The 24,748-nt window shown below is 51.1% G+C and carries 22 protein-coding genes; 18 read left to right on the forward strand and 4 right to left on the reverse strand.

From position 1 onward, the window contains the following. The first annotated feature begins 42 nt into the window (after positions 1-42). The 12 genes from lnt (at position 43) to pnp (ending at position 15,576) form a co-directional block, all read left to right on the forward strand. The gene (lnt, locus tag BM231_RS02410; protein WP_093516444.1) at positions 43-1,653 is read left to right on the forward strand and encodes an apolipoprotein N-acyltransferase; all 1,611 of its coding nucleotides are present in this window, start codon (positions 43-45) and stop codon (positions 1,651-1,653) included. Positions 1,654-1,893: 240 nt separating this feature from the next. Continuing rightward, a complete protein-coding gene (locus BM231_RS02415; protein ID WP_082596806.1) occupies positions 1,894-2,301 on the forward strand; it encodes a helix-turn-helix domain-containing protein in 408 nt (135 codons plus the stop codon). A gap of 148 nt (positions 2,302-2,449) precedes the next feature. Continuing rightward, on the forward strand, positions 2,450-3,634 hold the full coding sequence (gene metK / locus BM231_RS02420) for a methionine adenosyltransferase (RefSeq protein ID WP_093516446.1): 1,185 nt from the start codon (positions 2,450-2,452) through the stop codon (positions 3,632-3,634). Positions 3,635-3,700: 66 nt separating this feature from the next. Next, entirely contained in the window at positions 3,701-4,402 is a 702-nt protein-coding gene (gene trmB, locus BM231_RS02425; protein WP_093516448.1) for a tRNA (guanine(46)-N(7))-methyltransferase TrmB, read from the forward strand. A gap of 243 nt (positions 4,403-4,645) precedes the next feature. After that, positions 4,646-5,236, forward strand: a complete 591-nt coding sequence (gene rimP / locus BM231_RS02430; protein ID WP_093516450.1) for a ribosome maturation factor RimP — start codon at positions 4,646-4,648, stop codon at positions 5,234-5,236. 118 nt (positions 5,237-5,354) lie between these two features. Next, positions 5,355-7,052 carry a transcription termination factor NusA gene (nusA, locus tag BM231_RS02435; RefSeq protein ID WP_063309103.1) on the forward strand — a complete coding sequence of 566 codons (1,698 nt, stop codon included), beginning with the start codon at positions 5,355-5,357 and terminating at the stop codon, positions 7,050-7,052. Positions 7,053-7,182: 130 nt separating this feature from the next. After that, positions 7,183-7,830, forward strand: coding sequence for an RNA-binding protein (locus tag BM231_RS02440; RefSeq protein WP_093516452.1), 648 nt, complete (start codon positions 7,183-7,185; stop codon positions 7,828-7,830). Between the two features lie 7 nt (positions 7,831-7,837). Then, complete coding sequence (infB, locus tag BM231_RS02445; protein ID WP_093516454.1) at positions 7,838-10,876, forward strand: translation initiation factor IF-2; 3,039 nt, start codon at positions 7,838-7,840, stop codon at positions 10,874-10,876. A gap of 107 nt (positions 10,877-10,983) precedes the next feature. Further along, entirely contained in the window at positions 10,984-11,421 is a 438-nt protein-coding gene (gene rbfA / locus BM231_RS02450) for a 30S ribosome-binding factor RbfA (protein ID WP_093516456.1), read from the forward strand. 98 nt (positions 11,422-11,519) lie between these two features. After that, positions 11,520-12,497: a tRNA pseudouridine(55) synthase TruB gene (gene truB / locus BM231_RS02455; protein ID WP_093516458.1), complete on the forward strand. Its 978-nt coding sequence runs from the start codon at positions 11,520-11,522 to the stop codon at positions 12,495-12,497. Positions 12,498-12,794: 297 nt separating this feature from the next. After that, complete coding sequence (gene rpsO / locus BM231_RS02460; protein ID WP_057463067.1) at positions 12,795-13,064, forward strand: 30S ribosomal protein S15; 270 nt, start codon at positions 12,795-12,797, stop codon at positions 13,062-13,064. Between the two features lie 373 nt (positions 13,065-13,437). Continuing rightward, the gene (gene pnp, locus BM231_RS02465) at positions 13,438-15,576 is read left to right on the forward strand and encodes a polyribonucleotide nucleotidyltransferase (protein ID WP_093516460.1); all 2,139 of its coding nucleotides are present in this window, start codon (positions 13,438-13,440) and stop codon (positions 15,574-15,576) included. 57 nt (positions 15,577-15,633) lie between these two features. Here pnp and BM231_RS02470 read toward each other — a convergent pair whose 3' ends face one another. Together BM231_RS02470 and BM231_RS02475 are read right to left on the reverse strand one after the other, a co-directional pair. Beyond that, positions 15,634-16,524: a DMT family transporter gene (locus BM231_RS02470; RefSeq protein WP_093516462.1), complete on the reverse strand. Its 891-nt coding sequence runs from the start codon at positions 16,522-16,524 to the stop codon at positions 15,634-15,636. Positions 16,525-16,958: 434 nt separating this feature from the next. Beyond that, on the reverse strand, positions 16,959-17,276 hold the full coding sequence (locus BM231_RS02475; RefSeq protein ID WP_093516464.1) for a hypothetical protein: 318 nt from the start codon (positions 17,274-17,276) through the stop codon (positions 16,959-16,961). Positions 17,277-17,357: 81 nt separating this feature from the next. On the opposite strand from BM231_RS02475, the gene dapB reads away from it, so the two are divergent. The 5 genes from dapB (at position 17,358) to BM231_RS02500 (ending at position 21,499) form a co-directional block, all read left to right on the forward strand. Continuing rightward, positions 17,358-18,173: a 4-hydroxy-tetrahydrodipicolinate reductase gene (dapB, locus tag BM231_RS02480; protein ID WP_093516466.1), complete on the forward strand. Its 816-nt coding sequence runs from the start codon at positions 17,358-17,360 to the stop codon at positions 18,171-18,173. A gap of 214 nt (positions 18,174-18,387) precedes the next feature. Continuing rightward, positions 18,388-19,011: a 2,3-bisphosphoglycerate-dependent phosphoglycerate mutase gene (locus tag BM231_RS02485; RefSeq protein WP_057463063.1), complete on the forward strand. Its 624-nt coding sequence runs from the start codon at positions 18,388-18,390 to the stop codon at positions 19,009-19,011. 489 nt (positions 19,012-19,500) lie between these two features. Continuing rightward, complete coding sequence (locus BM231_RS02490) at positions 19,501-20,214, forward strand: DUF6065 family protein (protein WP_093516468.1); 714 nt, start codon at positions 19,501-19,503, stop codon at positions 20,212-20,214. 29 nt (positions 20,215-20,243) lie between these two features. Beyond that, positions 20,244-20,795 carry a pyridoxamine 5'-phosphate oxidase family protein gene (locus tag BM231_RS02495; protein ID WP_093516470.1) on the forward strand — a complete coding sequence of 184 codons (552 nt, stop codon included), beginning with the start codon at positions 20,244-20,246 and terminating at the stop codon, positions 20,793-20,795. A gap of 95 nt (positions 20,796-20,890) precedes the next feature. Continuing rightward, positions 20,891-21,499 carry a 2,3-bisphosphoglycerate-dependent phosphoglycerate mutase gene (locus tag BM231_RS02500; RefSeq protein WP_093516472.1) on the forward strand — a complete coding sequence of 203 codons (609 nt, stop codon included), beginning with the start codon at positions 20,891-20,893 and terminating at the stop codon, positions 21,497-21,499. Positions 21,500-21,549: 50 nt separating this feature from the next. Here the strand turns inward: BM231_RS02500 and BM231_RS02505 are convergent, their stop codons facing one another. Further along, positions 21,550-22,560, reverse strand: a complete 1,011-nt coding sequence (locus BM231_RS02505) for an adenosine kinase (protein ID WP_093516474.1) — start codon at positions 22,558-22,560, stop codon at positions 21,550-21,552. Positions 22,561-22,643: 83 nt separating this feature from the next. After that, positions 22,644-23,534, reverse strand: coding sequence for a prephenate dehydratase (locus BM231_RS02510; protein WP_057463058.1), 891 nt, complete (start codon positions 23,532-23,534; stop codon positions 22,644-22,646). A gap of 557 nt (positions 23,535-24,091) precedes the next feature. Between BM231_RS02510 and BM231_RS02515 the strand changes: the two genes are divergently transcribed. Further along, positions 24,092-24,640: a c-type cytochrome gene (locus BM231_RS02515; protein WP_093516476.1), complete on the forward strand. Its 549-nt coding sequence runs from the start codon at positions 24,092-24,094 to the stop codon at positions 24,638-24,640. The last annotated feature ends 108 nt before the right edge of the window (positions 24,641-24,748 follow it).

Raw genomic sequence — 24,748 nt, forward strand, 5'->3', positions numbered from 1 at the left:
GCGCAAATTTGAATTTTTACCTATGATATTCGGGAGTGGGGAATGGTCTCTGCCATTGATAAGTCTCGAACTCTGATAAGCAGTCTTCGGGAATTATCAGGGTGGAGACGCGGACTTCTTGCTTTTACAGGAGGAATAGCATCTGCCTTTGCGTTTCCTCCGTACGGCGCCTTTCCCATCCTTTGGGTGGCACTGCCATTACTGATCATTCTTCTCGATGGAGTTACTGATCAAACCGTAGGTCAACGTAAAGCCCGTTTTTTTGCGTTCTTTCGTGTTTCCTGGGCGTTTTTCTTCGGGTTCTTCCTGATCGGATTGTTCTGGATTGCAGAAGCGTTTCTGGTTGATGCCAAGAGCTACGCTTGGATGATCCCTTTCGCGCTGGTCATACTGCCCGGTGGTCTTGCTTTGATCCCGTCATTGGTGCTGGGTGGAGCCTCCTTATTTTGGACGCGTGGGGTCTCGCGTATTCTGCTTTTTGTGGTTGCTTTGGCTCTTTCCAACTGGCTGCGTGGGCACATGCTCACAGGCTTCCCTTGGAATGTGTGGGGCTATGCCTTTGCCGAAAACCTGACGCTGATGCAAAGCTTCTCTGCCTTGGGAATTTACGGTGTCGGTTTTCTTGTATTGTTCCTGTTTTCGATGCCTGTTGTGCTGATTGACCGAAGGCGTAAGGCCGCTGCTGCCTATATCTCCGCGTGTGTGCTGGTATGGGCCAGCGTGGTTGCATACGGAACGAATAGGTTGCAGGCCCCTCAACAGGCGGTTGAGGGGCTTCAGGTGTTGGTAATACAACCCAATGTACCTCAAGCGGACAAGTGGAAGCCCGAGAACAGGCAAAGGCTCCTACCGCTCTATCTGCAGCAAACACAGCAGGCACTTTCTGAACTGAAACTGGATACCGAGACCCTCATTTTCTGGCCTGAATCAGCTTTTCCATTCCTGTTGGATGAGGAACCTGGGGCTCTGGATGCCATCGGAGCCACGCTTCCCCAAAATACTATGTTGATTACAGGTGGTATTCGCCGCGAACTGTCCGAGAACGGGAATCTCTTTTTTAACAGTACTTTTGTTGTGTCAGACGAAGGTGCACTCATAGATATCTATGACAAAGTGCGTCTGGTTCCGTTCGGGGAATATTTGCCAAAGCGCTGGCTTCTACAATCCATTGGTGTGGAGCGCCTCGTTCCGGCTCCAGCAGATTTTACTGCAGGGACACGACACAAAAAAATAGATTTAAAAAATTCACTTAGTTTCCAGCCCCTGATTTGTTATGAGGCAATCTTCCCGCAAACTGTTCTTCCAGAATCTGAGCGACCTAACTTGCTCGTAAATCTAACGAATGACGGATGGTTTGGCGAAACAGCAGGTCCATATCAACATTTGGCTCAGGCAAGAATTAGAGCAGTTGAACAAGGCGTGCCGTTGGTGCGTGCTGCAAATACTGGTATTTCCAGTCTAGTAGATTCCAATGGTAGAATACTCGCAGAAGTTGTTCTAAATAAAAAAGGTAGTTTCAGTAGTGAATTGCCTAAAATACTAAGACCCACGCCTTACGTGAGGGTGGGTGATTCAATTTTTTGGGGAATTATTCTAGTAGTTGTTAGTCTCCTATTGGTGATGGAGAAATTATTACCTACCCGTAGAGATTGACGAATGCACGCAAATGTCGTCATCTAATACACGTAAAGGTTTTCGTCTGGATCGTCAGATTTGGCCTCAAAAAAACCTTATGGGCCTGCCACCGATGCCTCTGTCAGAGGTTGTTTTGGCAATTGTCGAAATGCAGGTTTGATGAATTGCGTTCTTGCGAGAGTTGCTGAAATGCGCTCTCGTTTAAATAAAAACCCACGGTAAGGCACCGTAAAAAACCAAAGAAGAGGGCCTTTGATAATGCCCAGCAAAAAAGCACCAAACCCTATCGATATTCATGTCGGCAGCCGTGTACGTTTGCGCCGCATGATGCTTGGCATGAGTCAGGAAAAACTTGGCGAAAGCCTTGGTATTACATTTCAGCAAATTCAGAAGTATGAAAAAGGGACCAACCGGATTGGTGCAAGCCGCTTGCAGCACATTGCTACCATTCTGAAAGTGCCTGTCGCCTTTTTCTTCGAAGATGCTCCAGGAACCCCGGATGAGACGCCTGGCGTTGGTGATAACCCACAAACCACGTACGTCGTCGACTTTTTGTCATCTTCTGATGGTTTAGCTCTCAATAAGGCTTTCGTTCGCATAGAAAACCCGAAAGTTCGCAAAAAGGTTGTAGAGCTCGTCAAGAGTCTTGCTGGGGATGAAGATTAAGTTTGTGATCCGTAAAATTTCGCAATTCTCCGGCAATTTTGATCTAAATCTCTTGACGTAATCGACATTCCTTGTTTGATGTAACACCAGAAGCGACGGATATGCCGTCGCTTCAATTATATTTTTCTTCCCAGAAGGACGTTTGCCAATGGCTCGTCAGAACTACGTGTTCACGTCGGAATCGGTTTCAGAAGGCCATCCCGACAAAGTCTGCGATCGCGTTTCAGACACGATTGTAGACGCATTTCTCAAGGAAATGCCAGAAGCCCGTGTAGCGTGTGAGACGCTTGCAACAACGAACAAACTTGTTATTGCAGGTGAAACTCGCGGCCCGGCCTCTCTTACAAAAGAATATTTGGCTCACATTGCCCGCCTTGCTGTAAAGGATATCGGGTATGAGCAAGCCGGCTTTAGTTGGAAAGACTTGGATGTCCAGGTTCTTTTGCATGGCCAGTCCGCTGATATTGCTCAGGGCGTAGATGCTGCTGACAATAAGGATGAAGGTGCCGGCGATCAGGGTATTATGTTTGGTTACGCATGTCGCGAAACCGAAGAGTTGATGCCAGCTCCAATCCTATATTCCCATAAGATCTTGCGTTTGCTGGCTGATGCTCGCAAATCCGGCAATGAGCCTATGCTTGGTCCTGATGCGAAAAGTCAGGTTTCCATTCGCTATGAGAATGGTAAGCCGGTAGAGGCAACGTCCATCGTGCTGTCCACTCAGCATCTGGATGAAACCATGACATCTGACGATGTGCGTGCTGTTGTCGAGCCCTACATCCGTGCAGCTCTGCCAGGTGATTGGGTGACCAGCAACACCATCTGGCACATCAATCCAACCGGCAAGTTTGTGATTGGCGGTCCTGATGGCGACTGTGGTCTCACTGGCCGTAAGATCATCGTAGACACCTACGGTGGCGCAGCTCCACATGGTGGTGGTGCATTCTCGGGTAAAGATCCGACCAAGGTTGACCGCTCTGCTGCATACGCCGCTCGCTATCTCGCGAAAAACGTTGTGGCTGCTGACTTGGCAGACAAGTGCACCATTCAGCTGGCTTATGCGATTGGTATCGCCGAGCCGCAGTCTGTCTTCGTCAATCTGCACGGTACTGGCCGTGTTGAAGGCGAGCGCGTTGAAGCTGCAATTCGTGAAGTCATGAGTTTGACCCCGCGCGGCATTCGCGAGCACCTCAACTTGAACAAGCCAATCTACGCACGTACAGCGGCTTACGGTCACTTTGGCCGCGAAGCTGAAGGTGATGGCGGTTTCTCTTGGGAGAAAATCGACCTTGTCCATAACCTGCGTGATGCTGTAGAGAAAGCCTACGCTTAACCTCTAACGCTAGAGAATGAACAACTGGCCGGAGCGACCTCTGGCCAGTTTGTGTTTATGAGAACGATGGTAGATCACTACAAAGGCTCTTTTTTCGGCCGCCGTGTCGGAAAGCCCGCAAGTCCGCGACAATCGCAGTTACTTCAGGATGTTATGCCACAAGTGGCATTGGACCTGACACAAACACCTCCAGAAAATCTGGCAGAGTTATTCCCCGTCCCAGTAAAGAGCGTTTGTCTTGAAATTGGCTTCGGGGGATCTGAGCACCTTATTCATCGCGCGAGAGAAAATCCTGAAATCGGATTTATCGGGTGTGAGCCGTTTAGTTCCGGCATTATCAAGGCTGTCTCCAGCATTGAAGAACATGGTCTCAAAAATATTCGCTTGTATGATGACGATGCAGGAAAGTTGCTCGACTGGCTTCCGGCTGCATCATTGGATATGGCTTATCAGCTATACCCAGATCCATGGCCAAAGAAGAAGCACTGGAAGCGTCGCTTTGTAAACCAGATCAATCTGACACGTATTGCACGTGCTCTGAAATCAGGATGCGAATACCGATTTGCGAGCGATATCGACACCTATGTGGATTGGACGCTGTCCCATTGTCGCAGGCATCCAGCCTTTGAATGGAGTGCAGAATGCGCTTCTGACTGGCGCACGCCATGGCACAACTGGCCAGGTACGCGGTACGAACGCAAGGCACACCGTGAAGGTAGAATTGGCCGTTACCTGACATTTTTACGGGTTGAAGAGACGAAAACCTAAAGGGGACTCGCTTTTGTCTGCGCTCATCTTTGATTTTCTGTTGCATACAGTGGTCAAATGACTATATTGCAGAGCAAGAGTTCTCTATCGGCTCAGTTAAGAGCATTGAGGAGTGGGCCCCGAAAGGACCCGCTCTTTTTTATTAGCTAAGTCGGTAGTGATGCCTGACTGTCGAAATTCAGGTATCCGAAATAACTGCCAAAGGCACTAAGCATGTCTTTGCATTAAGACGATAGGTACCAAGTGGACGAAACCGATCCCCGGATTATAAAGGAAAAGGGCCTAGAGGCTCGCGTAGCTGAAATTGTCGAGCCGGTCGTTGCTGATCTGGGCTATCGGCTGGTGCGCATCCGTGTAAACGGAAACAATGGCTGCACCCTTCAAATCATGGCAGAGCGTCTGGATGGGACGATGGCTGTTGAAGATTGTGAAGAAATCAGCCACGCAGTTTCCCCGGCGCTGGATGTGGATGATCCAATCTCTGGTGCCTATCATCTCGAAATTTCATCTCCAGGTATTGACCGCCCGCTCGTTCGCGCAGGCGACTTCGAGCGCTGGGCCGGACATGTTGCGAAAATCGAAATGTCTGTGCCGCAAGCTGGGCGTAAGAGATATCGTGGACACATCATCGGTGTGGAAGATGGATGCGCGCTTATCAGAATGACCGATGTTCAGGAAGGTCAGGATGAGGCAGCACGTCTTCCTTTGGATGAGATTGGGTCAGCCGTATTGGTTTTGACTGATGAACTGGTCGATGCGGCATTGAAAGCCGATAAAGCCGCAAAAGCAGCCCGTGGGGAGCCTACGGACGACGACAGTTACCTCAATCACTGATTAGCTGTTCTTGTTGCGCAATGGGTTATGGGCGGTTCCGGTTTTAAAGAGCCACCCTTTTGTTTTGATGTTCCTGCTGGTGTGAAGGAAGGCAGGGCGTGGAAGGAGTTGACGAGGAATGGCTATCAGCGCAAACCGTTTGGAGCTGCTGCAGATCGCTGAAGCGGTCGCCCGCGAAAAGTCGATCGACCGTAGCATTGTGATTGCTGCTCTTGAGGATGCAATCCAAAAAGCCGCTCGCTCCCGTTATGGCACCGAGACTGAAGTTCGTGCCGAGATTAATCCGAAAACCGGTGAAATCCGCCTTCAGCGTTTGCTGCAGGTTGTTGAGGTTGTCGAGAACATTTCGACTGAAATTGCTCTGGTTGATGCGCAGGAGCGCAACCCGGATGCAACAGTCGGCGATTTCATGGCAGATCCATTGCCACCGCTTGACTTCGGACGTATCGCTGCTCAGTCCGCTAAGCAGGTCATCGTTCAGAAAGTACGCGAAGCTGAGCGTGATCAGCAGTACGATGAGTTTAAAGACCGTATTGGTGAAGTGCTCAATGCTGTTGTGAAGCGCGTTGAATATGGCAACGTTGTTGTCGACACCGGTAAGGGTGAAGCAATCGTTCGTCGTGATGAATTGATCCCGCGCGAAATCTTCCGCAATGGTGATCGTATTCGTGCGCTGATCTTTGATGTGCGCCGCGAACAGCGTGGTCCACAGGTCTTCCTGTCTCGTACACACCCTCAGTTCATGGCAAAACTGTTCGCGCAGGAAGTGCCAGAAATCTATGACGGCGTTATCGAGATCAAAGCTGTTGCTCGTGACCCAGGCTCCCGCGCTAAGATCGCAGTCCTGTCTAACGACAGTTCTATCGACCCGGTTGGTGCGTGTGTTGGTATGCGTGGTTCCCGCGTTCAGGCTGTTGTTGGTGAGCTTCAGGGTGAGAAAATCGACATCATTCCTTGGAATGATGATGCAGCAACCTTCATCGTAAACGCGCTTCAGCCTGCTGAAGTTGCTAAGGTTGTTCTCGACGAAGATTCCGAGCGTATCGAAGTTGTTGTTCCTAACGATCAGCTGTCTCTGGCAATTGGTCGCCGTGGTCAGAACGTACGCCTTGCTTCTCAGCTCACAGGCTGGGGCATCGACATCATGACGGAAGCGGAAGAGTCCGAGCGTCGCCAGAAAGAATTCCAGGTTCGTTCCGATCTCTTCCAGAATACCTTGAATGTTGACGAGATGGTTTCTCAGCTTCTCGCATCAGAAGGCTTTACTTCTGTAGAAGAAGTCGCGTACGTTGACCTCGACGAAATCTCGTCCATTGAAGGCTTCGACGAAGAAACAGCCGACGAAATCCAAGCTCGTGCACGTGAGTACCTGGAAGAGCAGGAAGCAAAACTCGCAGAAGAGCGTCGTCAGCTTGGTGTTTCCGATGAGCTGGTTCAGGTCCCAGGTCTTACATCCGCAATGCTTGTTGCATTGGGTAAAGACGAAATCAAAACCATGGAAGACCTCGCAGGCTGTGCAGCTGACGACCTTGTTGGCTGGACGGAACGCAAGGATAAAGAAACCATTCGCGTGGAAGGTACTCTGAGCAGTTTCGATCTGTCTCGTGCTGATGCGGAAGCTGTCGTGATGTCAGCACGTGTTGCAGCTGGATGGATCTCTGCGGAAGACCTTGTGGAAGTCTCTGAAGAAGAGCTGGAAGTCGAAGAAGAAGACTTCGAAGGCGAAACATTTGAAGAGACTGTGGTTGACGCCGACGAGGAATTGGCGCAAGAGAGCGGTGCAGAAGACGCAAAAGGCGAGCAGTCCTCTGAATAATCTGTAGCCGCTTGACTGCAGAAAAAAGTTTTATACGGGGGTGTGTTGAAGTTGCAGCATAAGGCTGCTGGTTTCTACATCCCCGTAACTGAATGAAAAATAACAACAATAGTAGGGTTGGGAATACGAAGTGCCGAGAAAAAATGAGCCGACAGAACGTACCTGCGCGGTCACGCGTGAAGTTCTACCGGTGACAGACCTTCTCAGATTCGTTATGGCTCCTGACAAAACTGTTGTAGTTGATGTGAAAGGCACCCTCCCGGGACGTGGGGTTTGGGTGTCGGCAAAGAAGTCTGTTTTGCAGGAAGCGATAAAAAGGCGCGCTTTCTCGAGAGGCTTTAAGGAGCAGGTAAACGCTGAAGACGGTTTGGCCGACCACACCGACAAACTGCTGGAGCAGGCAGCTCTGGGCGCACTGTCCATGAGCCGAAAAGCTGGCAACCTACATGTTGGCTTTTCGAAAGTCGAGGCAGCTCTCAAAAAGGAGAGTGTTCTTGCTCTGGTGCACGCCACTGAAGCCTCTGAAGATGGTGTGCGTAAGTTGGCGGCCCTAGCCGCTTCTAGATTTGGCAAGGTGGATCGTCTCAGCGTGATCCGCCTGTTTACCTCGGAACAGATGAGTACGCATCTGGATCGGGATAACGTTATACATGCTGTACTGCTGGCCGGCGAGGCAGGCAGAAACTTCGTGAAGCACGCGCAACGCCTTGCGCAATTCCGGGAAGTTTCTGTCGTAGCTGACGACGACGGTACAAAGGGTGCAGTGGCGCAGGACTGAAGGCAATATGAGCGATACCAAAGACAACCACGACAATCCCACCGGCGGGGAAAAGAAAACGCTGGGCCTCAAACGCGGAGGCAGTGTTGAGAAGGGCACTGTTAAGCAGAGCTTCTCCCACGGCCGCTCCAAGGCAGTCGTCGTGGAAAAGAAGAAGCGCCGTGTAGTTGTGCCGGGCCAGGAAGGCTCCGCGGCACCTGCACCTGCAGCAGCTTCCTCTTCAACTCCTGCAGCCTCCCAGTCACGCCCGGAAAAGCGTCAGGGACAGCAGCAAGAGCGCGGTCCTCAGCAAGCTCGCCGTGGTGCGGGTGATGCTCAGAAGCGCGGTGAAGGCGGCGGTCGCGGTGGCAACCGCAATAACAATAACAACCAGCGTGGCGGTCAGCGTCGCGGTGGCGGCGGTCAGGGCGGTGGTGCCGTTCTGAAAACCTTGACCAAGGGCGAAGCAGACGCACGTCTCGCAGCGCTTAAAATGGCTAAGGTTCGCGAAGTCGAAGATGCCAAACGCCGCGCTGAAGAAGCGAAGCGTCAGGAAATCTTGGCTGCACAGCGCGCTGTAGAAGCAGAAAAACAACGTGTAGAAGACGAAGCTCGCGCAAAGCGTGAAGCTGAAGAAGCTGCTGTACGTGCAAAGGCCGAAGCTGAAGCGAAAGCAAAGCGTGAAGCTGAAGCGGCTGCAAAAGCTGCTGAAGCTCCAAAACCAGCGCAGCGCGAAGAACGTCCTGCACGTTCTGGTGATCGTCCTCAGCGCAGTGGTGACCGTGGCCCTCGTCCAAGTGGTGACCGTGGTCCTCGCCCAGCAGGTGATCGTGGTCCTCGTCCAGCAGGTGATCGTGGTCCTCGTCCAGCAGGTGATCGTGGTCCTCGCCCAGCAGGTGATCGTGGTCCTCGTCCAGGTGGCGATCGTGGTCCTCGCCCAGGTGGTGATCGTGGTCCTCGTCCAGGCGGTGATCGTGGTGGTCGTCCACCAATGCGTGATGGCAAGCCGCCAAACTTGAATGGCCCGCGTCCAGGCGGTCGTCCAGGTGGCGTGTCTGCAGCACCAGCTGAGAGCATGGAAACCGGTAAGGAGGTCAGCAAAAAGGCGTTGAAGCCAGCTGCTCGTCCTAAGAAGCCAGTAGTGGCTCCTAAGCCGTCTCCAAAAGGCAACGATGATCGTCGTAAGTCAAAACTGACAATTACGCGCGCAACCGGTGGCGACGAAGGCCGTAGCCGTTCGCTGGCATCCATGCGTCGTCGTCGTGAGAAAGAAAAGCGTCAGGGTCAGAAAGTTGTTCGCGAGAAAGTAGCTCGTGAGGTAACACTCCCAGAAGCAATTTCCATTCAGGATCTTGCTCAGCGTATGTCTGAACGTGCCGTTGACGTTATCAAACTGCTGATGAAGCAGGGCCAGATGATGAAGATCAACGACATCATCGATGCTGACACTGCCGAATTGATCGCTGTTGAAATGGGTCACACCGTTAAACGCGTATCTGAAGCGGATGTTGAAGAAGGTCTCTTCACCGTAGAAGACAACGACACCGATCTTTCCAACCGTCCACCGGTTGTGACGATCATGGGTCACGTTGATCATGGTAAGACGTCACTTCTTGATGCTCTGCGTAAGGCAAACGTTGCTTCCGGCGAAGCTGGCGGCATTACTCAGCACATCGGTGCATACCAGGTTGAACAGGATGGCCAGAAGGTCACCTTCATCGATACTCCTGGTCACGCAGCGTTTACTCAGATGCGTGCTCGTGGTGCAAAATCCACTGATGTCGTGATCCTCGTGGTTGCTGCTGATGATGGTGTGATGCCACAGACCAAGGAAGCAATTCAGCACGCTAAGGCTGCTGGCGTTCCGCTCATCATCGCGATCAACAAGATGGATAAGCCAGGTGCTGATCCTTCCCGTGTTCGCAACGATCTTCTCCGTGAAGACCTCGTGGTGGAAACCATGGGTGGTGACGTGATCGACGTTGAAGTTTCTGCGAAAGAAGGCACCAACCTCGACAAGCTGATCGAAATGATCCTGTTGCAGGCTGAAGTTCTTGAGCTGAAAGCCAACCCGAACCGCGCTGCCGAAGGTACCGTTATCGAAGCGAAGCTTGATAAAGGTCGCGGTCCAGTTGCTACCGTTCTGGTTCAGAAGGGTACTCTCAAGGTCGGTGATATTGTTATCGCTGGTTCTGAGTGGGGTCGTGTTCGTGCAATGATCGACGAGAACGGCAAGCAGGTTAAGGAAGCTGGTCCTTCCAAGCCGGTTGAAGTTCTTGGTTTCCAGTCCACGCCATCTGCAGGTGACATGGTTGCCGCTGTAGAAAACGAAGGCCGTGCACGCGAGATTTCCGAATATCGTCAGCGCCAGAAACGCGATCAGATCGCAGCACGTATTGCTGGGTCCCGTGGTTCTCTGGAAGCGATGATGAAGGGCTTGCAGGAAGAAGGCAAAAAAGAATTCCCGCTCATCATCAAATCCGATGTGCAGGGTTCTGCCGAAGCAATCCAGGGTGCGCTCGAAGAACTTGGCAACGACGAAGTCGGCGCACGTGTTGTGGCAGCTTCCGTTGGTGGTATCACCGAGAGCGACATCACTCTGGCGATTGCATCCAAAGCACCGATCATGGCGTTCAACGTTCGTGCAAACAAACAGGCGCAGGAAGCTGCACGTCGCGAAGGCGTCGAAATCCGCTACTACAGCGTGATTTACGACCTCATCGACGATGTGAAGTCCACCATGTCTGGCATGCTTGCTCCAGAACGTCGCGAAACCTTCCTCGGTTACGCAGACATCAAAGAAATCTTCAACATCACCAAAATCGGTCGTGTTGCAGGTTGTCTGGTCACCGAAGGTGTCGTTCAGCGTGGCGCACAGGTTCGCTTGCTGCGTGACAACGTCGTCATCCACGAAGGTGAGCTGGGTACACTTAAGCGCTTCAAAGACGAAGTCAAAGAAGTTGAATCCGGTGTTGAATGCGGCATGAACTTCACAAACTACAAGGATATGCGCGTCGGTGATGTCATCGAGTGCTTCCAGGTAGAAGAGATCGCTCGCTCCCTCTAACAGAGTGAAGAGCTAAACGAGCGAAATGAACATTCAGCAGCGCCGGCGCGGATTTATCCCCGTCGGCGCTCTGTTGTTCCAAACTCAAAGCAAATTGAGAGATAAAAATGGCAAAAGCACGCGATGAATTTGCAGGTCAGCCGTCTCAGCGCCAGTTGCGTGTAGGTGAGATTGTCCGCAAAGAACTGTCAGACATTCTGACACGTGGTCGGATCACAGATCCTGATCTAGATGGTGTTATTATCACGGTCCCGGAAGTGCGCATGTCGCCTGATCTAAGATGGGCAGACGTCCTGGTTATGCCTATGGGTGGTCGTGATATTGACGTTGTCCTCGCTGCACTTAAACGCAACGCGAAATACCTTCGTGGACAAGTCGCTCGACGCGTCACAATGAAATACACTTGTGATCTACGTTTTGTAGCCGATACGCGTTTTGACGATGATGATCTGATCACTCGACTACTGCATGAGCCTAGCATCCGTAAGGATTTTGCTGATGGCGGCATTGATGACGATGATGATCAAGGTGGTGACCGCGACTAAGCTTTACAGAGCATATTGCTGAAGAAGAAGTCGTGAGTTCCTGACCAAAGTACGCGCTTAGAAGCGCTAAGCATGCAAAGAATTAAGAGCTGAGAAGTATGGCGCGCAAACAGCAGCGACGTAGACCCCGTTTCCCTGTAAACGGATGGCTTGTGTTGGATAAGCCTCTAAACCTGACCTCCAATGATGCGTTGGGGCAGTTAAAGAGGATTTTTCATCCTGAAAAAGTCGGACACGCAGGAACGCTTGACCCGCTCGCGACCGGCTGCTTGCCTATCGCTTTTGGGGAAGCCACCAAAACGGTCCCATACATCATGGATGGACGAAAGGTTTACCGCTTTGAGGTGACCTGGGGTACGCAAACCACCTCTGATGATGCTGAAGGCGAGCCGGTCAAGACCTCCGATGTACGTCCGACGCAAGATGAGATCCTCGAGGTTTTGCCTGAATTCCGTGGTGCCATTGAGCAGGTTCCGCCAATTTTCTCAGCAATCAAAGTTGATGGAAACCGCGCATACGATCTTGCCCGAGATGGCGAAGACGTAAAGCTGGACGCACGCACGATTGTGGTGCACCGTTTGGACTTGGTCGAGTGTCCAGATGAAAACCGTGCGGTATTTGAAGCTGAATGCGGCAAGGGAACCTATGTTCGCTCACTGGCTCGGGATCTTGGTGAACGGCTTGGTACATGTGGCTATGTCACTGACTTGCGCCGGTTGCTGGTAGGACCATTCGGTGAAGAGCAGATGGTTACTCTGGATGAACTTCGTGCCGCTAAAGAAACTATGGCGGTAGAAGTTGAAGAAGGGGAAGAGCCACCTGTTCTCGACCCCCACGAAAATTCAGAACTGATCGGACACATCAAACCAGTTGAAGTCGCGCTCCACCAGTTTGCAGAGGTGGCGATCACCTCTGATGCTGCTGCAAAGGTAAAGCGCGGTAATCCTGTTTTACTGCGTGGCGCAAATGCACCGATTGGCCCGGAAGAAATCTATGTGGTTTCTGGAGGCAAGCTGATTGCTTTTGGTGAAGTCTCAAAAGGCCAGTTCAAGCCCAAACGGGTTTTCAATCTCTGAAGCCTTTCTGAAAGTGAGGCCCCACACATGAATGTAAATCATCGCGGGGCGCAATCGTTGAAAGGCAAACTGTTCTACTGGGATTTATGGCTGCAAGCCTCTCAAGATTCTTCTGGTTTTTTGAGAGTTTTTCAGTCATAGTCCCGCCGCTGGGAAGCTACTGCTTACCCGGTTATCATGTGTTGGCCTGACCCTGCTAGACGACATCTTGGCATGGCCCGAGTTCAGCGCATCGCTCCGCAAATGAGCACATTAAAAAAAACGCAGTTTCGACTGCCATTAGATAAGGAAAAATCGATGTCGATTACGCCTGAAAAAAAAGCTGAACTGATCAAAGAATTTGCGATCAAAGAAGGCGACACTGGCTCTCCGGAAGTACAGGTTGCTATCCTTACGCACCGCATTACAGTTCTGACTGACCACTTCAAGGGTCACAAGAAAGACAACCACTCACGTCGTGGTCTTCTTAAAATGGTTGCACTTCGTCGTAAGCTCCTTGACTACGTTAAGGGCAAAGACGTTGCTCGTTACCAGTCCCTGATCGAGCGTCTGGGCATTCGTCGCTAAGACGAAGAATTCAAAGCGCGGCAGCGAAAGCTCGCCGCGTTTTCCTTACCCTCTCTTATTTCCAAGGTATTTCGGGAAATTGCGAGAGGTATATTCTGGATCAGATCGTTCTCTTCCAGAATGAAAGCAGGCGGATGAAGACCTGGCAGGATTGCCAGAAGCTTACAGCGTATCTCCCAAAAGTGGAGGCCGGTTTTTGGTCAAAGGTACGCACAATCTAACAGAGCTTCTCGCTGTCTTGCCTGCAATCGTTCGACCTGAAAAGGCATCGCGCCCTTGATACTCAAGGAGTTGGTGCGCGCATTGCCGGCAAATGACAGCCTCAAGTTTGATGACGACCATCAGGCACTGAGGCGAACGTTAGGATAAAGATATGTTTGATATACATCGCGTGGAAGTAGATTGGGGCGGACGTCCGCTCATCCTTGAAACCGGCAAGGTTGCCCGTCAGGCAGACGGCGCAGTCATCGCAACATACGGCGAGACCAAAGTTCTCGCGACTGTAGTGTCCGCGAAGACCGCAAAGCCAGGTCAGGATTTCTTCCCACTTACCGTAAATTATCAGGAAAAGGCATACGCTGCTGGCCGCATTCCAGGTGGCTTCTTCAAGCGCGAAGGCCGTCCTTCCGAGCACGAGACCCTGACATCCCGTCTGATTGACCGTCCGATCCGTCCGTTGTTCGTAGATGGTTACAAGAATGAAACTCAGGTTGTTCTTACTGTTCTGTCTCACGATCTTGAGAACGCTCCAGACATTCTGGCAATGGTTGGTGCATCCGCAGCACTCACCATCTCCGGCGTTCCATTCATGGGCCCAATCGGTGGCGCTCGTGTTGGTTACATCAACGGTGAATACGTTCTGAACCCAACAGTTGACCAGATGGAAGAAACCGATCTGGACCTGATTGTTGCAGGTACCAACGACGCTGTTCTGATGGTTGAATCCGAAGCTCAGGAACTGACCGAAGAAGTAATGCTCGGCGCTGTGATGTTTGGTCACAAAGGCTTCCAGCCTGTGATCGATGCGATCATCCAGCTTGCTGAAAAAGCTGCTAAAGAGCCACGTGAACTGAACCTGCCAGATCATTCTGAGCTGTTCGGAAAAGTTCAGGAACTGGCTGCTGAAGAACTCGGCGCTGCTTACTCCATCACTGTGAAAACAGAGCGTAAAAACGCTGTTGATGCTGTGAAGGCGAAAGTTGTTGAAGCTCTTGTAACCGGTGAAGAAGGCGCTCCTGAAGCGACTGTCATCTCTGACCTGTTCAAGAAAGCTGAAGCTGCAATCGTTCGTGGCCGTATCCTGGATACTGGTTCCCGTATCGATGGTCGTGACCTTTCCACCGTTCGCTCTATCGTTTCTGAAGTTGGCATGCTGCCACGTGCACACGGTTCTGCCCTGTTCACACGCGGTGAAACTCAGGCAATGGTTGTTGCAACACTGGGTACAGGTGAAGACGAGCAGTTCGTTGACAAGCTCGAAGGCACCACCAAATCTGCATTCATGCTGCACTACAACTTCCCTCCATACTCTGTAGGTGAAGCTGGTCGCATGGGTTCCCCAGGACGTCGTGAAATCGGTCACGGTAAACTGGCATGGCGCGCTGTTAACCCAATGCTGCCTGCACACCATGATTTCCCATACACTCTGCGTGTTGTTTCTGAAATCACTGAGTCCAATGGTTCTTCCTCCATGGCTTCCGTTTGTGGTGCATCCCTGTCCCTGATGGACGCTGGTGTTCCTCTGAAGGCTCCTGTGGCTGGTATCGCGATGGGTCTCATCAAGGAAGGCGAGCGCTTCGCAGTTCTCTCCGATATCCTTGGCGACGAAGATCACCTCGGCGATATGGACTTTAAAGTTGCAGGTTCTGCAAACGGCGTCACTGCACTGCAGATGGACATCAAGATCGACGGTATCACCGAAGAGATCATGAAAGTCGCTCTGGAGCAGGCTAAAGGCGGTCGCGTTCACATTCTTGACGAGATGGCAAATGCAATCACCGAAGCTCGTTCTGAGCTGGGTGAGCATGCTCCACGCATCGAAGTGATCAAGATCCCAGTAGACAAGATCCGTGAAGTAATCGGTTCTGGCGGTAAAGTTATCCGCGAGATCGTTGAAAAGACCGGCGCGAAAGTGAACATCGAAGACGACGGCACCGTTAAGGTGGCTTCTTCTGACGGTAAAGCGATTAAAGCTGCTCTTAACTGGATCAACTCCATCGCTGCTGAGCCAGAAGTTGGCGTAATCTACGAAGGCACAGTTGTTAAGACTGTAGACTTCGGTGCATTCGTAAACTTCTTCGGCGCACGCGACGGTCTGGTTCACATCTCCCAGCTGGCTCCACGCAAAGTTGCGAAAGTAACTGACGTGATCAAAGAAGGCGACAAAGTCTTCGTTAAGCTGATGGGCTTTGATGAGCGCGGTAAAGTTCGCCTTTCCATGAAAGTTGTCGATCAGGAAACTGGCAAGGAAATTCCTCGCGAAGAAGCTGCACCAGCTCCTGCAAAAGACTAAGCTTTTCTAGCTAAGTTCAAAAAGGCCGGTCCAGAAATGGATCGGCCTTTTTTCGTTTTAAGCTCGCTCCCTCAGCCCTTTAGAGGCTTGTGCTTTAAGTCGTGAGTGGCCTGCCAGAATATACAGCCCGCTCAATACGATAATCGCGGAGCCTGCCAGTGTCATGGCGTCTGCGGTCTCGTCAAAAATCAGGAACCCAAGCAGGAGGCCGAAAAGCAATCGGGAGTACCGGAAGGGAGTGACAACTGACACCAACCCGGTGCGCATGGCGACAGTGAGCGAGTAATAGGCGCCAATGCCCACAAGAGTGCCCGCAGCGATGACCAATCCGCTGAAGAGATCCGGCCAGACAAACCCGCCAGACCAGAATGAGTAAGCTGCGCCAGTTGGGATAAGCACCGCAAAGCCGTAAACACCAAGCTGCATGTTGGAAAGAGCAGGAGGAGCTGCCCGTGTTGCCAGATCACGACCAGCAAAGCCAATCATACCGATGATGGCGAGGATTGAGGTCACCTGAAAGCTTTCCGAACTTGGCTGGATAATCATCAGTACGCCGATGAAGCCGATCAGGATCGCAAGCCACCGCTGCCAGTTCACGCGCTCGCCAAACAACACAGCTGCGCCCAAAGTGACTGTAATTGGGGTGGCTTGAAGAATGGCAGAGGTGCTGGAAAGTGTGTTCAGTGCCAATGACAGCAGGAAAAACAGCCGCCCGGTAATCTCAAAAATCGCACGTGTGTAAAGTGTTGCCTTCAACGCTTCCGGCGTAAAAGCCCGTTCACCGCGTCTCCAGGTCAGCAGCAAAAAGCCGAATGTACCGCCGATACCAAACAACATCAGTGTTTGCCCAACGGGCACTGAAATCGTCGCCGTCTTAAGCAACGTATCCTCAATGGCAAACCCCAGCATTGCAAGCACCATCCAGATGCTGCCGCGTATATTATCCATAATAGTATCCCCTTGCGGGAGCAGCTGCCTGAGTTTTGGAAATGCGTAACACGCGTTAGAATAAAGATTTAGAGTCTAATGCGTGATCGGCGTGAACGCATAGTTCTCTGAGTAAGCTATCGGCTATCTTAGCGCAAGAATATGCACTTCATGAGGGTTTCTATTCAGGTGGACTTGAGAATTCCTCATAGCTGGAGCAGTTTTAGCACCGCACGGCATTGCCGGCGGTGTTGAGTTGATGGCCCCGAGTACGGGGTGAGCAAGGCGAGCAGGCGATGCCTGCGCATTGTGAGTAAATTAGTTTCTTCGGCATTGGCTGCTCGCCTTGCCCGGGCGTTTTTGTATGAAACAAGATCTCCTCCGAAAGGCATTGGGAGCAGGCACTGTCAACGATGCACACACTTGCCAAAGGCAAATGTGATTGTCGGTGAAAGCTAAACGCCTGCCAGTGTAGACGCCCATCGGGTGACCAGCTTCCGCTTGGTCCCTGCACTAAAGACTTTCAAGGGGTGTTTCAACGAACCCGCCAGGTGATGCGTTACTTCACCCGGTAGCCCCGCCCAGCCCACGCCGCACTGATGGACGGTCCACCAGCTGCCCGAATACGTGAGCACAAAACTGAGAATAAGCGTGGTTGAGGGTAGGGGGATAAGTTTTATCAGATTTTTGCGCAGAACAGGCCGTACCTGACTAAGCATAAAACGAACACCAGCTGCGCGAGACAGAGCAAACTCTAGGACACCGACCGTCATATGAGTTTGAAACTCTTTAGTGTGCCTGCTATACCCCTCCACACTATAATTTGAGGGGCTTTCGTAGGCTTGGGGGACGTGATGAGTGACATGCGACTGGTTGTTGTAGGCGCAGCAGGCCGAATGGGGCGTGCACTGATACGCACAGTGACCGAAATGGACGGGGTTGTGGTGTCAGCCGCGATCGAGCGCAAGCACTCCCAGTTTTTGGGCGCAGATGCTGGCGAACTCGCAGAATGCGGTAAACTCGGCGTTGCAATTACGGATGATCTGGAAGCTGCATTTGCAAACGCAGATGGCGTGCTGGACTTCACCGTACCAGAGGCAACTATTGGCTTTGCAGAAGTAGCAGCGCGTCATTCTATTGCGCACATTATCGGCACAACCGGAATGACGTCTGCCCAATCTACCGAACTTGCTCACGCCGCGACATCAGCCCGCATTGTAAAATCAGGCAATATGAGCCTAGGTGTTAACCTGCTTGCATGTCTCATTAAAAAGGCTGCTGCTGCTCTGGACGAAGATTTCGATATCGAAGTCCTGGAAATGCATCACCGGCATAAAGTCGATGCCCCATCAGGAACAGCATTGCTGTTGGGTGAGGCGGCTGCTGAAGGCCGAGGGATTGATCTTGAAACCCATAGTGTTCGCACACGAGACGGCATTACGGGTGAACGGAAAAGAGGCGACATCGGCTTTGCAACATTGCGGGGCGGATCTGTCGTAGGTGAACATACGGTGATGTTTGCGAGTGAAGGAGAGCGTATAGATCTCTCACATATCGCAACGGATAGACAACTGTTTGCTCGCGGTGCCGTGAAAGCAGCCCTCTGGGCGCACAATCAGCAACCGGGCCTATACTCAATGGCTGATGTTCTCGGCCTGAACGATGAGTGACACACAATGCATGCTTGCTAGAGCGTGTTCCGCTTGATTGGGTTCAATCAAACGACAAGAATACGCTCCAACAAAGCTGTTAGAGCGCGATGCGTAAACGTACATGAACGCAACATGCTCTAACGAGCGATGAGCAAGACATGTGAAATGAGACTTGAAACAGTCCTTCCAAGACAACTGTTTTAAGCAAACATAACCTCCTTAGGAGAGCTTAATGGAACGCCTTTTGGTTCTCGTCCGTCACGGACAAAGCGAATGGAACTTGAAAAACCTGTTCACCGGCTGGAAAAACCCAGACCTGACAGAACAGGGTGTTGAAGAAGCAACAACTGCTGGTAAAAAACTCAAAGAAATGAACCTGACATTTGATCTGGCGTTCACTTCTGACCTGCTGCGCGCTCAACACACTCTTAAGCTGATCCTTGGTGAACTTGGTCAGGAAGACCTGCCAACGTCAAAAGATCAGGCTCTGAATGAGCGTGACTACGGTGACATCACCGGCATGAACAAAGACGAAGCTCGTCAGAAATTTGGTGAAGAGCAGGTTCACATCTGGCGTCGTTCTTTCGACGTTCCTCCTCCAGGCGGCGAAAGCCTGAAGATGACTGCAGAGCGCACCTTGCCTTACTACCGCTCTGACATTCTTCCAAAAGTTCTCGAAGGAAATCGCGTAATTGTTGCTGCACACGGCAACTCCCTGCGTTCCCTCATCATGGAACTTGAAGGACTTTCACCTGAAGAGATCCTCAAGCGCGAACTCGGCACAGGCAAGCCTGTTGTTTATCGCCTTGATGAAGAAGGTAAGGTTCTTTCTGTTGAGGACCTGGCAGAAGTTTAAGCCACCCTCAAAATTCAGAATCATAAAAAGCGGCTCTTCGGGCCGCTTTTTTATTTGGCGGAGTTACACCGCCTGTAATGGCTGAATTAGAATTGTAAAAATATAAATATTATTCACACAAATAGTCTTTGTTAAAATACTAAGTATGTGAAATTAAATACACTTAAAATTATCAATAATAGATAATGCATGCGTCATTATTATTTGCCTTGCGCTACGTAAGATTCGATGCAAGCCTCTCCATGCATACAGAAATTGTATGACCGCATTAATATATTAATTGAGAGGACAACCTATGAAGTTTTCAGTAGCAAACGACGGTCGCCCAGCATCTGCTCAAGCAAAGCCAGCTAAATTGAATGGTGGACTTGCTCCAAAAGATGAAGAGAAAAAACCAAAATAATTTAATGTGTGAGGCAGTTTAGGCTGCCTCGCTTCATTTTTGCAGAGTGTTTTGTCTGCGAGGGAATTCCTGTGAAGTTTGTAAGAATGGTCAAGTCTGCCCCAGACGTTGTTAAGGCAGATGGAACGAACCTTGGCATGATGCCAGCCCGGGCAATGAAGTATTGTGAACCCCTCCTTACTGCTTCTCGTCAGGGCTACTATGTTTACCCGCCTGTAGATTTTTATCTTATGTGGACCGGATCTGAGGTCCTCTATCGGCTTGGCGCCGACGGTGAGTGGACCCTGCTGGATCGGTTGTACCTTACAGACTTCGTGGAAGACTACCAAAGCTCCTGCCCGGAAGGACTGGAGGATTACTACCCCCCATTCCTGGATGTGTTTCCTGAAGGCGACATCGTTCAGATCGGCGCTGGTTACAGCCTGATCGGCGATGAAGGTCAGTGCCATTGGGTCCGCGGCCCAATCAACCTGCCGTCCAATGCAGGCTATGATTGCTTTGAAGCGATGATTGACTCCAGCTGGTTCTGCTCACCGCTCTTCATCAATATCAAGCTCCGCAAACAGGATGTTCCAATCAGCTTCCCACGCCACCGGCCTTTGCTGCAGGTCGTGCAGTTGCCCAACACGATCCTGCCGAAAACACCGATTGTCCAACCGGAAATCACTGAGATGGACAGCAGCTCCCAAGAGTTCTGGCAGGCTTGGGCAAGAAGTTACGACAAACGCAATGGCGGACGTTCTGGCAGCTATGCCAGTGAACAGCGCCGCATCAACACCCAATATGCAGTCGCCGACTAGTCGCTCCTGAAAATGGCACCAGAAACCCGATGATCAAAGCCAAAAAACTGAACCGCAGATTTCGCCAGCACATCGAGGAGCAGTCAGTGTTCTTCGTCGCAACAGCTGCTGCCGAAGGGCACATCAACCTGTCCCCCAAAGGCATGGATACGCTGCGGGTTTTAAGCGATGAGCGCATCATCTGGCTGAACCTGACCGGTATTGGCAATGAAACAGCCACCCACGTGCAGGAAGACGGTCGCATGACCCTCATGTTCTGTTCCTTCGGCGAACAACGCCTCACACTTCGGGTGTTTGGAACGGCAAAGGTCATCCATCCCAGAGATGAAGACTGGGCTAAACTGGTCGCTCAGTTCCCTGATCTGCCGGGGTGTAGACAAATCTTCGACCTCGATATCGAACTCATTCAGACGTCTTGCGGCTCAACAGTCCCGCGCATGGATCTGATCGATACGCGCGTCGAAAAGGAGTTCTTGCCCTACTACGAGACGATGGATCGTGAAGAGTTGGAGAACTACTGGCGCAAGCACAACGCCACAAGTCTGGACGGTTTGCCCACCAACATTCTGGAGCCTGCCTGAAATCATCATTGGATGTTTTAACGAAAGTCGGGTTTAGAGCTGCAATTGAACCTATATAAGACACGCACACAAAGAAGATCTGCGAGGCGTGTCTTATGGGATTGTTGGTGTTAGTACGCCACGGGCAAAGCGAATGGAATGCGCTGAAGGTTTTCTCAGGGCAGGCCAATCCTGAACTGAGCGCCAAGGGCATTGAAGAAGCCCGAAACGCAGGCCGTACTCTCAACTCTCAGGCAATCCAGTTCGATCTGGCCTATTCATCAGGCCTCAAACGCGCGCGCAAAACGCTGGATCTCATCCTTGAAGAAACAGAGCAATCTCATTTGCATGTCATTGAAGACAATCTCTTCAATGAAAGGGCCTACGGAGATCTCACAGGCACACCTATAGAAGAAGCTGTTCAGAAACACGGAGTGGATCAAGTCCACCAATGGCGCCACTCATTGCATGCCGTGCCGCCCGGCGGTGAAAGTGTGGAGATGACTGCCAACAGAGCGCATGGTGTGTTCAAACACCGTGTCTTGCCCCAGCTGATGAATGGAAAAAATGTCATCATCTCTTCGCACCGAAATACAATCCGAGGACTGATCTCGAAGATCTGCAAGCTCAAGCAAAAAGAGACCGAGCAAATGCATATCGGCACCGCACAGCCGCTCTTTTTTCAGGTCAACAGCGCAGAAGATATTCAGCAGGTCAGCAAATAAAAAAGGCGGCCCGCAAGCCGCCTGAATTTCTATCGCCAGTTCGCCAAATGCTAGGCTTTGAGTGTGAAGCCAGTCTGCTCTGCAATCTGATTAAGCGGCTTTTCAGGCCGCGCACCAACGTGGCTGATAACCTCACCAGCACAAAGGCAACCCAGCTCAGCACAATCGCTCAGGCTGAAGTCACGCGCCAGACCAAACAGGAAGCCAGACGCAAACAGGTCACCCGCGCCTGTCAGGTCACGCACGCCGCCAATAATGGCAGTTGCAGGCACATGTACGGTTTCCTCGCGAGAGATCGCCATAGCGCCTTCTGAGCCCAATGTCAGAGCGGTCAGCGTGCAATCCTCGCGCACCAGCGCAATTGCAGTTTCAATGTCGGAGGTCTGGTAGAGCGCTTTGAGCTCATGCTCATTCGCAAACAGAATGTCCACTTTGTCTTCACGGATCAGCTCAAGGAACTCATCCCGGAAACGATCAACGCAGAAGCTGTCTGACAAGGAAAGCGACACCAGCTGCCCTGCTTCGTGCGCAATCCGGGAAGCTTCAAGAAACGCATTCTTCGCCGCGTCTTCGTCCCAGAGGTAACCCTCCATGTAAGTGATTGCAGAATTGGCAACCACTTCACGGTCAATATCAAATGCAGTCAGCTTGGTCGCGGCACCCAGATAGGTGTTCATGGTCCGCTCACCGTCCGGAGTGATCAGGATCATGGAACGACCAGACGCGAGATCATCACGCAATGGGCCTGTGTTGAAGTGGGCGCCAATGCTGTTCATGTCATGGCGATAAACTTCACCAACTTCATCAGCTGCGACCTTACCGATAAAGGCAGGTGCGCCACCAAGAGAAGCGATACCAGCAGCAGTATTACCTGCACTGCCGCCGGAGATGCGGGTTGTTTGACCCATCAGGTCATACAGGCGCAGCGCTTCGTCTGTATCGACCAGGCGCATGGAGCCCTTTACCAAAGACTGCTCAACGAGAAAGCTATCTTCTACATGAGAGAAGACGTCAGTGATTGCATTGCCGATGCACAATGCATCAAACTTGAATTCAGACATGTAAAGTCCTTGTAACTAGCCCGGATCATAAGTGCCCGGAACGATACATAGGTGACTCACCGTTGGAGCAAGGCCTACAACTGTTATTTCCCTGGTGTAGGACGCAAAGCACGGTTAGCCTCGGGTTCCCGAATTTTTTCGCGGAACGGGCTAGCGTTGTACACCCCAAGAATATTCAGTTCAGTCGAATAAAACGCCAGCTCCTCAAGTGCAAGGGCTACGTTGGGTTCTTCTGGGTGTCCTTCAATATCTGCGTAAAACATGGACGCGAAGAATTGACCTTCAAGCTGATAGGATTCCAGCTTCGTCATGTTGACGTTGTTGGTCGCAAAACCGCCTAACCCTTTGTAAAGAGCAGCAGAAACGTTTCGAACGCGGAAAATGAAAGTCGTGATGATTGGCTGGCCAGTGTTCGCAGTCTGCTTTTTCTCGCGAGAGAGGATCACAAAACGGGTCGTGTTATGGGCAGCATCTTCACAATCACGTGCGAGGATATCCAGACCATAAACATCTGCCGCAAGCTCTGGAGCAAAGGCGCCAATTGTTTTGTCGCCGCCTTCAACAACCTGACGCGCAGAACCTGCCGTGTCAGCGCCAATAATTGGCTTAAGGTTATGATCGCGAATGAAGTTTCGACATTGTCCAAGCCCCATGATATGGCTTTGAACGCTCTTCAGCTCTTCCAGCTTGGTGCCTTTGATGCCCATCAGCTGAAACCGAATCGGCATGAAGTATTCGCCAATGATGTGCAGATTGCTGCGAGGAAGCAGGTGGTGAATGTCCGCAACGCGTCCCGCAACCGAATTTTCGATCGGGATCATGCCAAGTTCTGCTTCTCCAGTCTCAATCGCGTGGAAGCAGTCTTCAAAAGTCGCGCAAGGGATAGCTTGGTACTCTGGGTAAACGGCGTTGCACGCCATATGGGAGTTAGCTCCCACTTCTCCTTGAAACACGACTTTGCGCTGATCTGACATCACTATACTCACGGCAAATTAGAAACCTGATACATTTGAGGCTTCGCCAACAGTCGCGAAAAAGCCCCTCGCACAAATTGCCCTAGATGTGAGGGATTGCAAACCTTAATAATACTCAGATGAGAAACTTAAGGTGAAAAGACCTCAAGAATGAGCGCGTTTATAGGCCTAATGAGCGCTCTGCAATAAAATCCCCAGATCTAAAATTAATCAGGTGTGATATTTTGTCGCATTCTCTTGAGTTCAGGTAAATTGGTTGCATCAGGCACTTGTTGCAATCTGAATTGGCTTGAACGGGATATCCTCGAATAAATCAGTAGTTTATAGCCGTTTTAAACTGCTGACTGGCGAGAGTTGTTGTGTTCCTTGGTTTTTTGAGCTCTCAAACATCAACCTGTGGTCCACATCACTGCAAAAGTCCTAGGAAAAACACTAATTAAATTATGGACAAGTGCCCGAAAATAACTGTAGTTTCCCAGCAAAATACACATATCGAGTTAGGTGCCATGCCTGCTGCATGAAGGCTAGCCTAACCAAATATTCGGAGCGTGTGAGCTATGAATTCGTTTGAACTGAACAAAATTGCCGGCGCAATTCTGTTCGCCTTGGTTGTATTCATGGGCCTGAATGTTTTGACGGAAGTCATCTTTGCGCCTCATGGAAACGAAAAACGCGGTTTTGAGATTGAAGTCGCTGGTGCCGACAACGGCGCAGGTGATGAAGCTGCGGAAGAAGTCAAGGTCGTCTCAATTGAAGAGCTGCTCACCACTGCTTCTGCGGATGCTGGCGCGAAACAAGCTAAAAAATGTGCAGCTTGTCACACCTTCGATCAGGGCGGAAAAAACAAAGTTGGCCCGGGCCTCTGGGGTGTTGTAGGTCGCGCACCTGCATCTCATGATGGCTTCTCTTATTCCTCAGCGATGCAGGAGTTTGCTGCAAGCAATCCTGAGTGGACATTTGAGCAGCTCAACGAGTTCATCAAAGCACCTAAGAAACATGTTTCTGGTACATCCATGGGCTACGCTGGTCTGAAGAAAGACAAGCCGCGCGCTGACCTGATCGCTTACCTGCGTTCACTTTCAGACAACCCAGTACCAATCAATTAATATTGAATTGATATCCCTCCCACATATGTGAGGGTAGAATTGTTAAAGAGCCGGGATTTGATCCCGGCTTTTTTATTGTCTGAATTTGCGTGAATGCTAACCTTTTCC

The organism is Pseudovibrio ascidiaceicola, from assembly GCF_900114245.1.
Classification (GTDB): Bacteria; Pseudomonadota; Alphaproteobacteria; order Rhizobiales; family Stappiaceae; genus Pseudovibrio; species Pseudovibrio ascidiaceicola.

What these genes read in the sequence shown, in the direction of transcription:
- lnt (WP_093516444.1), top strand. Translation starts at nt 43, where the DNA reads ATGGTCTCTGCCATTGATAAGTCTCGAACTCTGATAAGCAGTCTTCGG.
- BM231_RS02415 (WP_082596806.1), top strand. Translation starts at nt 1,894, where the DNA reads ATGCCCAGCAAAAAAGCACCAAACCCTATCGATATTCATGTCGGCAGC.
- metK (WP_093516446.1), top strand. Translation starts at nt 2,450, where the DNA reads ATGGCTCGTCAGAACTACGTGTTCACGTCGGAATCGGTTTCAGAAGGC.
- trmB (WP_093516448.1), top strand. Translation starts at nt 3,701, where the DNA reads ATGGTAGATCACTACAAAGGCTCTTTTTTCGGCCGCCGTGTCGGAAAG.
- nusA (WP_063309103.1), top strand. Translation starts at nt 5,355, where the DNA reads ATGGCTATCAGCGCAAACCGTTTGGAGCTGCTGCAGATCGCTGAAGCG.
- infB (WP_093516454.1), top strand. Translation starts at nt 7,838, where the DNA reads ATGAGCGATACCAAAGACAACCACGACAATCCCACCGGCGGGGAAAAG.
- rbfA (WP_093516456.1), top strand. Translation starts at nt 10,984, where the DNA reads ATGGCAAAAGCACGCGATGAATTTGCAGGTCAGCCGTCTCAGCGCCAG.
- truB (WP_093516458.1), top strand. Translation starts at nt 11,520, where the DNA reads ATGGCGCGCAAACAGCAGCGACGTAGACCCCGTTTCCCTGTAAACGGA.
- rpsO (WP_057463067.1), top strand. Translation starts at nt 12,795, where the DNA reads ATGTCGATTACGCCTGAAAAAAAAGCTGAACTGATCAAAGAATTTGCG.
- pnp (WP_093516460.1), top strand. Translation starts at nt 13,438, where the DNA reads ATGTTTGATATACATCGCGTGGAAGTAGATTGGGGCGGACGTCCGCTC.
- BM231_RS02470 (WP_093516462.1), bottom strand. Translation starts at nt 16,524, where the DNA reads ATGGATAATATACGCGGCAGCATCTGGATGGTGCTTGCAATGCTGGGG.
- BM231_RS02475 (WP_093516464.1), bottom strand. Translation starts at nt 17,276, where the DNA reads ATGACGGTCGGTGTCCTAGAGTTTGCTCTGTCTCGCGCAGCTGGTGTT.
- dapB (WP_093516466.1), top strand. Translation starts at nt 17,358, where the DNA reads ATGAGTGACATGCGACTGGTTGTTGTAGGCGCAGCAGGCCGAATGGGG.
- BM231_RS02485 (WP_057463063.1), top strand. Translation starts at nt 18,388, where the DNA reads ATGGAACGCCTTTTGGTTCTCGTCCGTCACGGACAAAGCGAATGGAAC.
- BM231_RS02490 (WP_093516468.1), top strand. Translation starts at nt 19,501, where the DNA reads ATGGTCAAGTCTGCCCCAGACGTTGTTAAGGCAGATGGAACGAACCTT.
- BM231_RS02495 (WP_093516470.1), top strand. Translation starts at nt 20,244, where the DNA reads ATGATCAAAGCCAAAAAACTGAACCGCAGATTTCGCCAGCACATCGAG.
- BM231_RS02500 (WP_093516472.1), top strand. Translation starts at nt 20,891, where the DNA reads ATGGGATTGTTGGTGTTAGTACGCCACGGGCAAAGCGAATGGAATGCG.
- BM231_RS02505 (WP_093516474.1), bottom strand. Translation starts at nt 22,560, where the DNA reads ATGTCTGAATTCAAGTTTGATGCATTGTGCATCGGCAATGCAATCACT.
- BM231_RS02510 (WP_057463058.1), bottom strand. Translation starts at nt 23,534, where the DNA reads ATGTCAGATCAGCGCAAAGTCGTGTTTCAAGGAGAAGTGGGAGCTAAC.
- BM231_RS02515 (WP_093516476.1), top strand. Translation starts at nt 24,092, where the DNA reads ATGAATTCGTTTGAACTGAACAAAATTGCCGGCGCAATTCTGTTCGCC.